Raw genomic sequence first — 14,961 nt, 5'->3', positions numbered from 1 at the left:
AAGAATCAGGTGCGCCAAAGGCGATTGGATTTGTACTCAACCAGTAGGAGAACAAACTAAATCGTCTTTTTGGGGGTGATTAAATAAAAATGGTTCGTCAATCAAACGGCCATTAAGCAGTGACAGTTAAGCGACGTAGTAGATATTTTGTGGGAGTTATAGATACAAAAATAGAGGGTACAGGTCGACAGACCTATTAGATTAAGGGGGTAGTGAAGAGTATAGAAAGATTGGATTGTGGAGTTTGAGTCAAACCTATATCGGTCAATGCCTGCTTCCTGACTCATTGTGGCATTTTTACGCTGTACCCTAAGGTACATTTAGGAAATTACAATAAATCACATCAACCCGCAAGAAAAATTAAAGGTATCTGATCTTTGACCCTTTCTATGAGGTATGTATAAAGCAGAAAAGGTACTTTTCCAGCCTCTTTGTTTTTTGTGGTTGTTTCTATGATGCTTAAGTATAAGGCTGCTTTGATTTTACTTCTGGAAGGGTTAGCTAGCAGCGGTCTTCAGATGATTACAATACGCCAGACAGCGCCTTACGTTGGAAGCTCCGTGCTGACAACATCTATTGTAATTAGCTGTTTCTTAGGCGCACTGGCCTTGGGTTACTACTGGGGAGGGAAGAAAAGTAGTGCAGCCTACTCCAGAACATTAATTATTAACTTATTATTCAGCATCTCATTATTTGGGATTGGCCTTTCATATGTTTTCGTCAATTTATTTTTCGAAACCATTATAGAGATGACACCCTTAATCCCTACCCTGCACAACCCACTCGTTCATCTATTTGCGTTCTGTTTATTAATCATGTCTCCATTAGTGTTTTTTCTAGGGCAAACCGTTCCACTGTTATTACACACGTCCAACCAGGATACGAACAAGAGCGAAGCCGCAGGAAATGCAACCGCACTAAGTACTGTAGGTAACGTGCTTGGATGCCTTCTGACCTCGTTAGTCATCATGTATTTTCTTGGGGTTGGTTACTCAATTTTCATCAACTGCCTCATTCTGGCTAGCTGTTTAGTATTCCTTTTGAATTGGCAATCGACAAAATCTAAATTTATTATCGCTATTGCGCTTATATCATTGTCCATCACCTACGTTCTAAACATAAAAGTGAGTAACAGCATATTTGCTGAAACAACGCCGTACTCTAATTTCAACGTGGCCGACCATCCAAAGGGGAAACGTTTTATTATTAATCGAAGCAGCGCTTCTTTTATTGGCAAAGAGGACCGTAAAGGGTGGCCTTACATTGAAATGATCAAAGACGGCATTTTTTCAGATGACGCATCTAATAAAGAGATCCTTGTATTAGGGGCTGGGGGGTTCACTCTTTCCGCAGAAACCCAAAATGGAGCCCATTTTACTTATATTGATATCGACTCAAAAATTAAGCCTGTAGCAGAAGACCTTTTTCTTGGTGAGCCCATCAGTGGGCAATTCATAGCTCATGATGCAAGAAACTTTTTGCTAGCCAACAAGGAAGCAAAGTGGGACTCGATTGTTGTAGATCTCTACTCTAATGCTGCAACTATCCCTATGCACACATCGACTTTCGAATTTTTTTCTTTAGTTGAATCAAGGATTAAGGATAATGGCAGGGTAATTCTTAATGTTGCAGCGAACCCCATGCTAAATGATAGTTATTCAGCCAACATGGACAAGACTATTCGATCAGCTCTTTCTCGGTGCATAACGGACTTAACGCAGTTTAGGGATGAGCTAGTAAACATCGTTTACTACTGCTCAAAGAACAACCAGACAGTCACAGAGATTTATCGAGACAACAATACCAAGGCAGCGGTTGACGGCTACATTGCGTCCATGAAAACAAAACAATGGGAAGAGTGAGTAATGAAAAAACAAAGTAACTGGGTTTCTGCTAGCAAAGTAGGCCGCGCGGCGTTTTGTCCTCATTATTTAGAGTTAGCCCAAAAGGGAGCTAAGGTTTCAGACAAAGCTAAAGCAGCTCGGATTAAAGGGGATGCTGGACACGACCAGTTGAATAAGTTGGCAGAAGATAAGCGATGCTATGTGGCTTCACACCTTTATGGTGTAGATGACCGCCGTACTCAGCTATTAAGAGGTTTTCGAGATCAGCATTTGAAGAATAACCTGCCAGGTAAGGTGTTTATAAATGTCTATTATCGACTATCGCCGCTATTAATTAGTGTCGCTAGCGCCTTCCCTGCGCTTAATAAGCCTTTGCTCTACGTAGTTAACGGCTTAGTGTTAAAGCTAGATAAGGCAAAGAACAATGATTGATGCTCTACTTTTTGGGCTGATAGCTATCGCCCTACTCTCTTTTATTTTTCCATTACTGGGGAAGATGCTTAGCCGAAACAAGCTAGGGATTGAGGGTAAATTAATATGGGTCGATAAAGGACGTAAAACAAATCCTTTCTTTAACCGAGTTTTTGAAGTCTTAGGTAAACCAGACCTCATGTATAAAATAAAGGGTGGAATTTTAGCGGTTGAGTATAAAAGCCGTAAAGGCACCAATATTTATCAAAGTGATATTGTTCAAGCCAAAACTGCAGCCTTAGCCGCTCGTGGAGAGGGGTATAAGGTCATTCGTATTCTCATTAAAACGGGTTCAAAAGATCAATATATTAATCTCCCTTCAAGTGACAAGGCATTATTTGACGAGGTTAAGCAGTATGTCGATATAACACGAAGCGCTCATAGAGGTACTGCACTCAAAGCATGGCCGAATAAGTTTAAATGTAGAAGTTGTGCGTTTAATCATTCTTGCAGTCATTCATAGATTTAAAAAATACAATTGATGTGTCGACGCTGACCCTAGTTGCTGGATTGTAAGTCCGCGAAATACTGGTAGCTAACTGTATGAAGAGACTATTATGCTGAACAATAAAACGTTAACGGTCAAAAGAAAAAGATATTACACGCGTCGACTAAAGCAGTGTCTATCATGCTCAGAAAACCTGTATGATTTTTTCTTCCACTTGGGTTACCAGAGCTTGTTAATTCCCAGAGTAGTAAGAAAATTAATTGCTAAAAACAACCTACATAGAGCTTGGTTAAGTGGTTATACGGGGGCAGGGATCGCTAAAGTCATGGAACGCGAAGAATGGAGAAAACCAGAAGCTACAGATAAGTGCTTTAATTAACTCCCCAAATATCTACAGTTTTGTGATATGTAATAGCAATTTTAATGCGATTATCTGTATCTTTTTAAAGTGGGTTGCCATACTGGTAGCCTTGAAATTTGGTTACTATGCCTGCGGTTGTCTCACCGATATAAAGAGCGAAAGATGTCTAAATGGTCTGATAAGGAATTGCTTAAAAAAGTGAAATCAGGGAGTAGCACGCAAAGCTCTATTGCAAAGAGTGTGCTAAAGAATCGAGGTTATAGCGAAAATAATCAAACTCAGCCATCAAGAGAAACTAGTCCAGTTAGTCCTGCAAAAAAGAAAAGGACTGAGACAAAAACCACCCCAGCATATCGAGAGGGAGACTCTGATAAAACAAAAACAACTATTGTACTTTCTGCACCTTGTCAAGCTGAAGAAAAGCTGGCAGGCCTGCCGCAGGTCAAACAGGGGGTTCTGGGGACATCCCCGCCTAATGTAACACTTATCGCTACAGCCCACGCCTCATAGGGTCTCCAGAGGTGCCTTAATTTTCATTTTGCACTATTGATTGCATAATCTCATCCAAATTGAGTAAATTGTGCTCAAAGCTGAAGCTGTAAGTCCCATTCAAATTGATATTATGCCAAGCCACTGGTGATACCTGCTTGATAATTTCGAGCTTCTTGTCGTCACCTTCCGCCTCAAAATGCTCGAGTAACCGCGTCAATATCAGTGAGTTAAAATAAATAATGGCGTTAGTTAACAGCCTAGCGCATTCATTCCACAAAACGATTTGGTCGTCTGATTTTCCTTGAAAACGGTTACCATTCACATGAGCAATGGCACGACGTAGTTGATGATAAGCCTCTCCGCGATTCAATGCTCGCTGCACATAAGTTCTTAAACTAGCATCATCAATATAGTCCAGTAAGTACATGGCCTTGAGCATACGATTGTATTCAGTTAACGCTTTCAGCAAGGGGTGGTTTTGACTGTAACCAGAAAGCTTTCTAACAAGTGTTGCCTGCGTTATAGTCTTCTGCTGTAGCGATATAACAATGCGCTGAATAGTATCCCACTCATCGATGATCAGTGCTGTATTGATAGGCTTTTTCAATGATAGGGTCGCCTTATTATCTTCTCCCTCACTCACATCAAAAAGATCTGATATCACTGTTCCAAACTGAGCATAGCGCGGCGCAAAGGTATAGCCAAACAGGTCCAGCAAAGCAAAGTTCACATGATTAACCCCGTGCGTATCCGTTGATAATATATCCGGCTTAATTTCAGAGGTATTGTTATGAAGCAGGTCTAAAATAAAGTGTGATTCATGTTCATTGGCACCAATAATCTGGGCATTCAAGGCGACATGATTGGCAATCAGGTTCATCGATGTCAGTCCTTTATTCGTGCCAAAGTATTTAGATGAATAGCGGGTTTTAAAAGTCTCTAACCGCGATTCGAATTTCTGCCCATCGGCACTGGCATGAATGAGTCCTTCCTGGATATTGTAATGCTTGAAGATGGCTAATTTCGCCGTCGCATCGTTAATTGCATCATTGCCGAGGTTGAGCGTTTCAGGCCGCAAATAATTGGCCTGTACTGTGCGTAGGTGATCATATGACCGGTCAGAGATACTGGCCATACCATGTAAGCCGTAATAAGTACCATTGCCAATGACTGCTGCCAGCAAGTCATTCAAATGATCGCTCTGTCCAGACTGTACCTGACGAACATGCTCAAAGTGCTTTAAAAAGCCTGTTTCCTGATGCACGAAGCGTAATACATCGGCAATGTTAATCGGTTTCATGCGATCAAAAAAGGGGTTGTTTAAAGCCGATTTTGTTCCTGAATACGGCAACCTCCATTGCGTCTTTCCTGAGCGATTACGCAGTATCACATTTTGATTGTCACCATCGTCAATGCGCTGGCAAACTCGTTGCAGCTTATCATTCATTTTCTGTTCCATTGAGTTCACAAGCTGGGCAGGTTCGGTATTCATGCTGTCTAGCATGGAACCTTTAAGTAGCTTGTCTTTCTGTGCCCAAGGGATATCTCCAACAAGGTCATCATGTAATGCACGATATTTAATGGCCGTCGGTATAAATAGTTTCCCATCAAGGTTATTTTGAGCTGCTAAATACAACATGATCTCATAACGTTCAGGAAATACGTTGTTATCTGCATCGATCACATACAATTGTTGCTTAGACGAAATTAACCGTCGGTCTGTAGACGCTAATTCACCAGAGTCTAACAATGTTTCTTTCATTCCATTTAATTGTGCAGATAAAGCCTGTGTTTTATCTGACCCTTCAAAGGTCAGGCATAAAAATATAGGGCGTATTAAATGTTTAATAAGCTCACGCTGTTTATCATAAAATTCCCAGATGTAATCATTTTTCGTGCGTTTTTGTTTCTTCAGATACAAGCACAGTGATTCTATTTCTCGCGCTCCAAGTAAGCTTTGTACCTGTTGTTTTATTTGTCGAAACGACACCTGATCATCAATATCATCGTCAATATAAAAGTATAATAAGTCAGCGGCTTTGCTGATATTTGATACTGCACCTTCCCAATCTTTATAGGCCATCTCCTTGGCGTACTCTTTGGCTTTTTCACGCAATTTTCGAACGTGGTAGATAAACCCATCGGCCAAACGTTCAATATTGATTTGTGCGCGCTCCTGAAGATAACAAAGTAAATAGAGCTGCTGCGTGACACTGTCAAAGCGTTTAAGCTTAGTAATAGAATAGTAATCAACCATCGCCGCATAATGCAGCTGGTTTTGTTGTGATAGTGCTAGAGCAGAGACTACCTGATTCACTTCATCCATCCAGGGCTGAATGAGTTTGTTAACGTTCAACTCTTTTTCCAATTCAGGGGCATTAAAACTTTTGGCAGCCTGTTTAAGTTCTTTGAGCGTTAGTGTGCCTTCTCCATCGATTAAATTAGCGAGGTTAGAAGCTAATTCATCTGACATAGTTGTTTTTAATGTGTCAGAAAGTCGCTTACGTTCCTGCTTGCTTACCTGGCTGATAATTCGCTGAAGTACGGTATATTTAGGGATAGCTATATGATTTCGAGCAAGGTATTCGGTGCATGCATCAAATAAAAATCGTGGTTCAATCCAGGATTTGGCAACCTGTTGCAAATAGGTAATGAGAGGTTCCTGATGTTGCTCTACATCCCATGCTTTGAAGTCCTGCAGGTTGAAAATCTTGTCGTAGATACGTGCTTTTTGCATACGACTAACACTGAAGCGAGGGACTTTAAATTTAGGGAAATACTCTTCAGCGATAAAGGCCAGGTCTTCCTGCAATTCCTTGTAAGGTGGGTTGAGTTGAATCGGTTTGATTTTAAAATAGCAGAGAAGTGCTATGGCATAGCATTTATGCTTTCGATCCCTGATGGATTTAATAACGTCTTGTTCCAAGTCATTTAGTGCAAAGCTGACGCGCTTTTCTTCCAGTGATAGGCTGGGAATGCCGTATAAATCGTTAATTTCTGCTTCGTGGAGTATGGTCAGGCGTTTTGAATTAGGCATGGGCTTCTCGCAAAAGCCGGAATACTACTATAATTGGGATATTGCAGCGATTTTGAAAATTAAGGCACCTCTGGAGACCTTATGAAGCGTGGGCTGTAGCGATAAGTGTTACATTAGGCGGGGATGTCCCCAGAACCCCAACAACAGCGCCAGCACAACCCACTACAACAACTAACCGAAAGTCTACTGCAAGATCATGCCCCAGAAACACAGTCACAGGGCTCTCGTCTCAATCAACAACTCAGTCAACAAGAGGCCGCGGCCAGCGCATCGCTTGTCGGGAACGTTAGCAGTTCCAGCAAACGCTCAGCCGCTGGCGAATTAAAATCCATCGCATTATTTAGAGATTCTTGGGCAAAACGTCATATCGACAACTTGACCACCCAAGCTATCAATAACCGCCCCGATAATCCTGGCCCACTCAATCCCGAACGGCTAGCCAGTGGTTCGCTATCAAGAATAAAAGACATTTCACCGCGCTACTTAAATCGTTTTATTGGTTATGTCGATACGCTGCTGTGGCTGCAGCAGGCAGATCAACAACGAAACAAGGCGGTGAAAAAACAACAGGCGGAAATAGCTAAAGGCAAAAAGCCTAACCAAGCGGAGCCCGCCAGCTAGGTAGAGGCTATCCATCGAGCCAGTCATGGACCACACCAAATGCCTCTTCAACCTAAAAAACCCAGCACCTAAGGGCGCGGGGCACGCCTCTTTATTTAGAAATAGCTAGGCTATGAAGCCAATCGACCGGCGATAACTTGCTGTAATTGAGAGATAACTTTCTCTGCGGTGACATAGCCTGCGGCCAGCGGCACTGTCTCGCCATCGCGCTCTAGCAGCAGCGTCGGAAAAGAGCGCACGCCCCATTGTCGACAGCGAGCGAACTCCTGCTGAACCGCTTGCAGAGCTTCTGGCGAATCGAACACAGTGCGAAACTGATCAAAATCCAGTGATAAGCTGGCGCAAATACTGGCATAGTAATCTACGGTTTTAGGGTCTTGCCCTGCAACGTAAAATTTGTGCTGAACCGCCGAGAAGAATGCCAATACGATTGAGGCCGGGAGGACATCCCTTACCTGAAGTAATTTCACCGTCGCCACGGCTCGGCAGGCGGGCTCGGTATCATAATCAAAATGTGCGGCTTCCAATAGCGTGAAGCCAAAAGGCTGCCCAGTAATTTCAGCGATGTGCTGCCACTCATTGCGCAAAAAGTCCTTAAACGCTGGATTCCACAACTCACCACCGCCCGCCCGTAGACCACCCATGGTGATAGAGAACTCAATACTTTGCGCTTCACAAAAAACTTCTATTGCGCGGACGGTGGGAGAGATACCCCAGCACCAAGAGCACATCGGATCACCAATATAGCGAACAGCCAAACCTTTATGCTTAGCAGGCAGGGACGAATCGTCAGGCTGGTCTTGATCGGGTAGCAGGCAGGCGCCTGTAACGGGGTCACACTTCATCATAATCAGAAACTCCTTCGAGTAGTTGCTAGAGCACGCTAACCTGTCCAATTTCACCATGCACTAAAAACAGCACTAGGCGCTCATTCTTGCTTCGCTTACTATAAACAATAAACGACTAGTTCGGCAGATTAGAAATTTCTTTTTACCCCGCTGTGGAAACGGCAATCAACAATCACTTTAACAACAGTCACTTTAACAACAGCCAAAGAAAGACGTTCTAAAATTGGTTAATAATTAATTGCTATCAACGATTAACCTAGAGCTAGCTGCATCGTAAAGCGAGGATCACCAATAAGCCTTTGATTTATTCGCCTGTCGATTATCTAACCGTATAATCGATAGACTGCTTAGGAGTATGCTAGGACTAGCATTAATCTGTTTTTCACGGTAACTGCCCTACCACTAATCAGTCCTTATCGTTGTTCACGAAAACCGGTCTGTTAGCCAAACGAGAACAATTAAAAGCCGCTCTCTCGAATCAACACTGCCGCTACTGCCCTCAATTTATCAGGCAACCAGGCACGCGCCTCACCTTGTACGGTAACATCGGCTAAGCCCATTCGAACTGAGTGTGGAGCTTCAAGCAAACGGATTCTAACTCGAAATAAAACTTGCTGTGGTTGGCGTTTATCTTTGCCATGAGAGGTGGTGCTAATAGGACCGCCCGCCGTGGCATCTAGCATGGGGTGTGGTAAATGAGCCAGCGGCGATACATCAATAGTTTCGACAACGCCGTTTATAAAATACGGTTTCTGCTCTCTTAACTTGATTCGTGCCTGAGCACCCTCCGTCACTCGCCCTATGTCATTTTCAGGGAGATAAGCTTCAACTATCCAGCTACTATCATCGGCTAACATAGCCAGCGGTTGATGTGATTTAACCCATACACCTTTAGCTAAGTAAGGGTCAATATCAAATAATTTACCGCTAAAATGTGCCTTTAATACCAGCCGCTGCTGCTCCTGTTGATAGAGCTTGGCCTCTGCTAAGTAGCGTTCATAGCGAGACATTAAACCAGGGCGCTGCTGCTCGCCATTGCTAATCCCTATTAAGCCATTGAGCTGGCGCCAAGTGTGCTCAGCCATAGTCCGTGCTTTCTGTTCAGAATGCGCCAGCTCGGGTGAGGTCAAAACAAAAAGCGTATCGCCTTGTGCGGTCTGTTGGGTCGAGGGTAATTGTTGCAACTGGCCAGCCAACGGTGAAAAGATCACTTGCTGACGCGCAGCATGAACCCAGCCAATACTTGAAATGCTGGTATGCCAAGGAATCATCACCAGTAATAAAAGCGCGATAAATACAATTAACCACCGTTTTTTCTTAGTCACACTCATCTCGTTACGCCGCTGCCACCAGACTGTCAGCTCGGCCAATACCGGCCTGCCAATAAAAACAAAAAGCTCAATAATAAAGAGCGCGATACCCGCCAATTTAAAAAAGAAAAAATAGACCAGCAGAGCAATACCAATATAAACAAAAAAACGATAAACCCAAGTCAATAGCGCAAAAACGATCAACCAAGGCCGCCAACTGGTTTGCTCGGTGACAGGCCAATCGTCTTCGATGCCAAACAATGCTCGCCTCAACCAGACTTTAGCCATGGCCGCTGAACGTTCGTGAAGATTGGGCATATCGAGTATATCTGCCAAAATAAAATAACCATCAAAGCGTAAGAAGGGGCTAACATTGATCAACAACGTGAGCACCCAGCTTGTAGTGGCAAGATAAAACATAGCTTCTCGAACTGCGCCATCGGACATTAAACACCAAGCCAGCGTGGCAATGATTGCCAGCCCAAGCTCGGCAATAATACCCGCACTAGCAATAGCCATTCGCTGCTTCGAATTTGATAACTTCCAACTTTCACTGGTATCGGTGTAAAGCATTGGGAACATCACCACCATCGCCACACCCATATGTGCAACTCGAACACCGTAGCGAGTGGCGGTATAAGCATGTGCTAATTCGTGCAAAGCTTTTGCAATAATGAGGGCAATAGCAAAACCAAAAATACTGTCAAAACCCAACTGATTGATGAGCGTTGCAGTAAAGGTGTCCCACTGACGACTAATTAAGTAGCCGCCCAAGAAAGCAAAAAAAACCAGGCCAAACAAGGTCGCTTTTGAATATAACCATGCAATATACGGATAGGTATTTTTGAGCCAGCGTTGTGGTTTGATTAGCGGTATACGAAAGAACAGGTAATGCTGCAACAGCCACTGAAAAGTATTTTTCTTCTGATTTTCTGCGCGCTGTTGTAAATCATTAGCGGCTTTCGAGTTAGTGGCCTGAAGCAGATTATGCTGCTGTAAAAAAACGATCAAGCTATCGATGTCAGTCTCATCAACGTGCAAGGTTGTTTCTCGATTAACGGCCTCTAATAATATGTTGGCCTGTCCTACCCCCCAGCGCAGTAGTAATTCGAAATCTAACCAACCAATGCGATAGAAGCGATTGATAATGGGGTCTAAAATCATCCAAGCTGGTGAACCGTCGTTATTGGCCGCCGCAGGTAAAAGTTTTAGCTCTTCACGCAGTGCAGGAAAACCGCCGCTCATAAACCGGTAAACTCACGCAGGGCAGCAATGGGACGACGAAACAGGTAGTAACCTAAGATTGTCCAATCAGATGAAATGCGCGCGGTACCACGAAGCCCTAAGCGGGGGAGATTGTTTTCAGCATTAAAATGGCCAAACAAAGTATAGGATGAAACACCTTCGGGGCTCTGGCTAGTCTGATAGCTAGTCTGTAATAAACGAGCGTCTAGGGGAGACAAGGGCTGCGTGTGTAAGAAAACACGAATGGGTGCACCAATATCCAAGTTGATAGCATCAGCTACGGGTAGCCAAATTTCAATACCCGCATCTTCAGCACTGGCAAGCTGCATAATACGCTCACCCACTTGCACAGGGCGACCGATCCAATCATTTTTATCAGCAAATATCGCTAAGCCCTTACGATCAGCTTTTACGGTGACGCGCTGTAGCAGTAATTCAACAGCTCCAAGCTCAGCTTCTTTTTCTCGGACTCTACCCAACGCTGATGCCAAATCTGCTTTACTACTATAATCATTAAACGCTTGCTGCTCTGCTACCAAAGCATCGGCCCTTGCGATCACGAGTGCCTTTAGGGCGATATTTTTTCGGCTTTGCAGTGCGCTATCATCGAGTGAAAATAGCGCGTCACCGATATTAACCACGGCATTGGGCTGCACATAAATTTCTCCGATAACACCATCAATAGGCGAAGCTACTGCTTTGGCATTTAAGGCCACAACTTCAGCTGGGGCAAGTACTGAAAGTCGAACAGGAATAAACAAAGCCAGTACTATCAGCATTGCCGCCCAGCGTAAACGGCCAGTGCTAATGAATTGTCGTAGCTTTCGGGCGAGGTTATTTTCACCCTTATCCATGGCCCGATAACAATACGCATAACAGTCGTGTAACCGATGCAGTAAATCTAAGTCTAAAGGCGACCAGGCTTGTTCCCGCGCATACAGCACTATCATGGCGACGTTATTATCGCTATCGAGCACAGGGATAATTAACAACTGCTCTGGCAACCACTCCAGCCAGCCCGGCTGCAAATCTTCTCTAATAGATTCACTTTGCACCAGTATCGACTTAGCCTCGTGGCCATCAAGATCTAAACTGGCAACCATCGATTGCAACCAAATGGAAAAAGGAGAATCTTCAACGATATGAGCTAAGCCTGAGGCTTGGCTCAGAATAAATTGACCACCAATATTCTTTTCCATTATCAGCGACTGCCGATATGGCGTTAACAGATGTGTTTCATTCGCGATCACAAAACTTAATGCTTGGTTATTTTGCGCAGCCAAGGCACGTTTTTCTAGGTGCAGTAACACCGATAGTTTTGTTTGTTCTGCCGAGTTTTGTGCTGGAGTGCGGCTGGTTTTAATTTGCTGATTAGTTGCCGACGCTTTTTTTTCTGCTGAAGGTTTTTCTTTATTCATAAAGGTAACTTTTTTAAAGCGTCGCTGATTGAGAGATAAAGTATTCGTTCAAACCCAACACCCTATGTAGCTGGCACAAGATCAGTTAAATTAAGGTTAGCACCCTATTGGCAAACCATCACTCAACTTGTTTCTCCGCAAGAATAGCAGTGCCGCTCATACCGGCTAGCAAGCCGGGGTAGTGTTCTATCATTCGACCTTCTAGTTCGATAGTTTGACTGACTGAGTCAATACGGCTGTTGATGGCAACAATTTTTGCTTGATAGCGGCTGCCGGTTTCGTCGATATTGACAGCAAACAGGTCACCCACATTGATGTGGCTTAGCTTTTTTGAGGGTACGTTCAAACGTATTTTCAAACGACCATCTTTAACTAACTCTAACAGAGGTTCACCAGCAGCCACGCTCATGTGATTACTAACAAATACTTTTGAAACTCTACCTTGCCAAGGCGCTTTTATCTGGCAGTTTTCTATTTGTACAGCGCTAAGCGTTAATTGCGCCCGCAATCTGGCAACTTCACTTGCAGCCAAGGCCACTTCAATACTACTCGCCTGCTTTAGGCCCTGCATTTTTACTTTGCCTTCATGTGTTTCTAGAGCCCCAGCCAACTCAGCTTGTACCATGTTTTTTCGAGCTGTTTGTTCCTTACATGAAAACTCTAATAGCAATTGATCTTTTTCAAACGAGGAGCCAAGAGAAACATTAAACTGATTGATTTTGGCGGCTACCGAGCTCGATAACACCGTTTCTTTTTCGGGCGCCAATAAAACTCTAATAGCAGCATGTCGATAATCTGCTTGCGAAGCCAAGTTAGCACTTTGATTTAAACGATTGTTTTCTAAGTTTGTCTGCCCAGCAAGCTGTGCTTGAGAAAACTGGACAGTGAACGTAGCAAGCAATAATACAAAAAATTTAATACGCTTTATCATTTACATCTCAACGGATTGAGCAGAGGGCTGAGCATTGTGCAGAGGTTGCGACAACCAGTTTCGGGTTGACGACAAGCTAGCAGAAGCCGCAGCTAATAAACTGGCTTCATAGGTCGAGGCGCGAGCGTTTTGTGGCAAAGTTGTTTCATACTCAACACTGTTTGAATCATCTTTATTATCCATTTTCACTAACCATAACGCCTTTTGTAGACCATTAGCATTGTTGCGACTAAGACTAAAAGTAAGTGGTATTCCTGCTGCTTGATCAACGCTAATATCATTTCTTTCGAGCATAGTTACCAACTGCTCAGTCATGCTGTTTTTTAATATTGGGTCATCAATACCTTGCACTCGAATGCTGACATTGGCTTGTTGTCCAAACAACTGCGACTTCAAGCTGAAGGAATTTGTCTGTAATTGTGTCCGATGCTCACTAATTAGTGCGGTTAATTGGGCTAAGTCTAAATCACCACCCTCATAAGGCAACGGATCAAATCCAAGCGTATTGTATAAGCGACCAAAAGCAATTTGAGAATTAGCATAAGCATTAGCACGCTGATAATCACCTAATAGCGCTTTGGCTTCAGTTCGAATAACTTCAAGTTCGCTATCCATTTTTGAGCTCAGCGCATCACGAGCGTACTGTGACAAGCGATGATCTACGTCAGCCGCTTTATCAGCCAAGTTAAACTCACCGGCCGCCAAGCGATAACGCTCTATCGAAATGCGTACTTGGGTGAGGATCGCCATTGATAATGCCATGCGGCGTGCGGTGTCAGTTTTTTCTTGCTCTTCACGAGAATCGTTCAGCGAAGGGATGCTGGCTAATTTCATCAAGTTCCACGACAGCGAAACACCGCCCTGCGTCCATTCATTGTTATAAAGGTATTTATTTGAGTCTTTAAATAAACCATAATTCAAGCTGATTGCCGGAAACATACTCAAAATTTGCTTGCGTGTTTCATCCGCAGTGATCCGCTTTCTAAAATCCTCCTCGCGCAACTCAGGGCGTTGTAACAGTGCCATTTCTTCGAGTTGATTTATATTGTTAGGCGCAGCAGGCAATGTGTGCTCTTGAGTGTCGGCTAAGCTAAAGGTGACACCAGAGGGGACATTCATCAAGGCAGCAAGCTCACTCTTTGCATAAGCTAGATCTTGACGACGCTTATTGAGCATGTAGGCCGCATCTAATAATGCCCGCTGATAATTAAGCGCCGTCACCGGCGCAATAATTTGCTGGGCTTCCGCTTCAGTGGATTGATCAATCGCACGATCAATTCTCTGTATGGTAGCACTAACCTGCTGCTCTAAGCGCTGCGCACCTAGCGCACGCCAATAGGATGCACGAACATCTTGAAATAAGCCTTGCACTACTTTTCTGCGACGCTCTTCAGCAATTAAGTACTGATCAGCCTGCTGCCTTGCACGATAATAAGAAACGCCAAAATCTAATGAATTCCAGCTAAACTCAATACTTTCAGTATGGTAACTTTTTTCTTGAGACGAAGAAGGACGCAACGACTCTAAGCCATCTTCGATGCCATAACTGGAACCGCCAGAGTCATTATTACGTTGACTGTAACCTGCTGATGCCAAAACACGCGGCAGCATATCGAATTTGGATAGTTCATTTAAGCCCAGCGCCAACGCTGACTCCATATTCTTTAAACGAAAATCCAAATTATATTTTAACGCTCTGGCCAGCGCTTCATCCAAGGTAATAGGCCCGTTAATAGCCTCCTGGTTCTCAAACATTTGTGTTGTATCCGACGCCACCCTGTCTCTAACTTCATCCTGAGTTGCCAACTGAGGAGATACAGCACACCCTCCCAAAAAAAGACAAAAAATCGGCGCATTAAAGCGCCAAGAACGCGTTATTGTCTCGGTAAAAAACCGCTTGCTTAAAAGGGCTTTCATTACACATTTACTCCACAT

The 14,961-nt window shown here is 43.7% G+C and carries 12 protein-coding genes; 6 read left to right on the top strand and 6 right to left on the bottom strand.

What is annotated here, in order from left to right; translation table 11 throughout:
• Positions 1-452 precede the first annotated feature (452 nt).
• From NKI27_RS05740 to NKI27_RS05720, 5 genes are all read left to right on the top strand, one after another.
• Positions 453-1,862 (top strand): fused MFS/spermidine synthase, encoded by a 1,410-nt coding sequence (locus NKI27_RS05740; protein ID WP_265048730.1) that lies wholly within the window; start codon positions 453-455, stop codon positions 1,860-1,862.
• 3 nt (positions 1,863-1,865) lie between these two features.
• Positions 1,866-2,276 carry a CFI-box-CTERM domain-containing protein gene (locus NKI27_RS05735; RefSeq protein ID WP_265048729.1) on the top strand — a complete coding sequence of 137 codons (411 nt, stop codon included), beginning with the start codon at positions 1,866-1,868 and terminating at the stop codon, positions 2,274-2,276.
• A complete protein-coding gene (locus NKI27_RS05730; protein ID WP_265048728.1) occupies positions 2,269-2,778 on the top strand; it encodes a PD-(D/E)XK nuclease family protein in 510 nt (169 codons plus the stop codon). Before NKI27_RS05735 ends, NKI27_RS05730 begins: the two co-directional genes overlap by 8 nt.
• Before the next feature lie 94 nt (positions 2,779-2,872).
• Positions 2,873-3,142, top strand: a complete 270-nt coding sequence (locus tag NKI27_RS05725) for a hypothetical protein (protein ID WP_265048727.1) — start codon at positions 2,873-2,875, stop codon at positions 3,140-3,142.
• Positions 3,143-3,286: 144 nt separating this feature from the next.
• Positions 3,287-3,634: a hypothetical protein gene (locus tag NKI27_RS05720; protein WP_265048726.1), complete on the top strand. Its 348-nt coding sequence runs from the start codon at positions 3,287-3,289 to the stop codon at positions 3,632-3,634.
• A gap of 16 nt (positions 3,635-3,650) precedes the next feature.
• Here NKI27_RS05720 and NKI27_RS05715 read toward each other — a convergent pair whose 3' ends face one another.
• Entirely contained in the window at positions 3,651-6,653 is a 3,003-nt protein-coding gene (locus tag NKI27_RS05715; RefSeq protein ID WP_265048725.1) for a Tn3 family transposase, read from the bottom strand.
• A 123-nt stretch (positions 6,654-6,776) separates the two neighbouring features.
• On the opposite strand from NKI27_RS05715, the gene NKI27_RS05710 reads away from it, so the two are divergent.
• Positions 6,777-7,274 (top strand): DUF2894 domain-containing protein, encoded by a 498-nt coding sequence (locus NKI27_RS05710; protein ID WP_265048724.1) that lies wholly within the window; start codon positions 6,777-6,779, stop codon positions 7,272-7,274.
• A gap of 110 nt (positions 7,275-7,384) precedes the next feature.
• Here the strand turns inward: NKI27_RS05710 and NKI27_RS05705 are convergent, their stop codons facing one another.
• The 5 genes from NKI27_RS05705 to NKI27_RS05685 form a co-directional block, all read right to left on the bottom strand.
• Positions 7,385-8,122 carry a DsbA family protein gene (locus tag NKI27_RS05705; protein WP_265048723.1) on the bottom strand — a complete coding sequence of 246 codons (738 nt, stop codon included), beginning with the start codon at positions 8,120-8,122 and terminating at the stop codon, positions 7,385-7,387.
• 458 nt (positions 8,123-8,580) lie between these two features.
• A complete protein-coding gene (locus NKI27_RS05700) occupies positions 8,581-10,677 on the bottom strand; it encodes an HlyD family efflux transporter periplasmic adaptor subunit (protein WP_265048722.1) in 2,097 nt (698 codons plus the stop codon).
• A complete protein-coding gene (locus NKI27_RS05695; protein ID WP_265048721.1) occupies positions 10,674-12,095 on the bottom strand; it encodes an HlyD family efflux transporter periplasmic adaptor subunit in 1,422 nt (473 codons plus the stop codon). Before NKI27_RS05695 ends, NKI27_RS05700 begins: the two co-directional genes overlap by 4 nt.
• A gap of 118 nt (positions 12,096-12,213) precedes the next feature.
• Positions 12,214-13,026, bottom strand: a complete 813-nt coding sequence (locus tag NKI27_RS05690; protein ID WP_265048720.1) for an efflux RND transporter periplasmic adaptor subunit — start codon at positions 13,024-13,026, stop codon at positions 12,214-12,216.
• On the bottom strand, positions 13,027-14,943 hold the full coding sequence (locus NKI27_RS05685; protein WP_265048719.1) for a TolC family protein: 1,917 nt from the start codon (positions 14,941-14,943) through the stop codon (positions 13,027-13,029).
• Between the last annotated feature and the right edge of the window lie 18 nt (positions 14,944-14,961).

This window comes from Alkalimarinus alittae, assembly GCF_026016465.1.
GTDB classification, from domain to species: domain Bacteria; phylum Pseudomonadota; class Gammaproteobacteria; order Pseudomonadales; family Oleiphilaceae; genus Alkalimarinus; species Alkalimarinus alittae.
The sequence above is the reverse complement of the archived record's forward strand: the minus strand, read 5'-3'. Positions and strand labels throughout refer to the sequence as shown.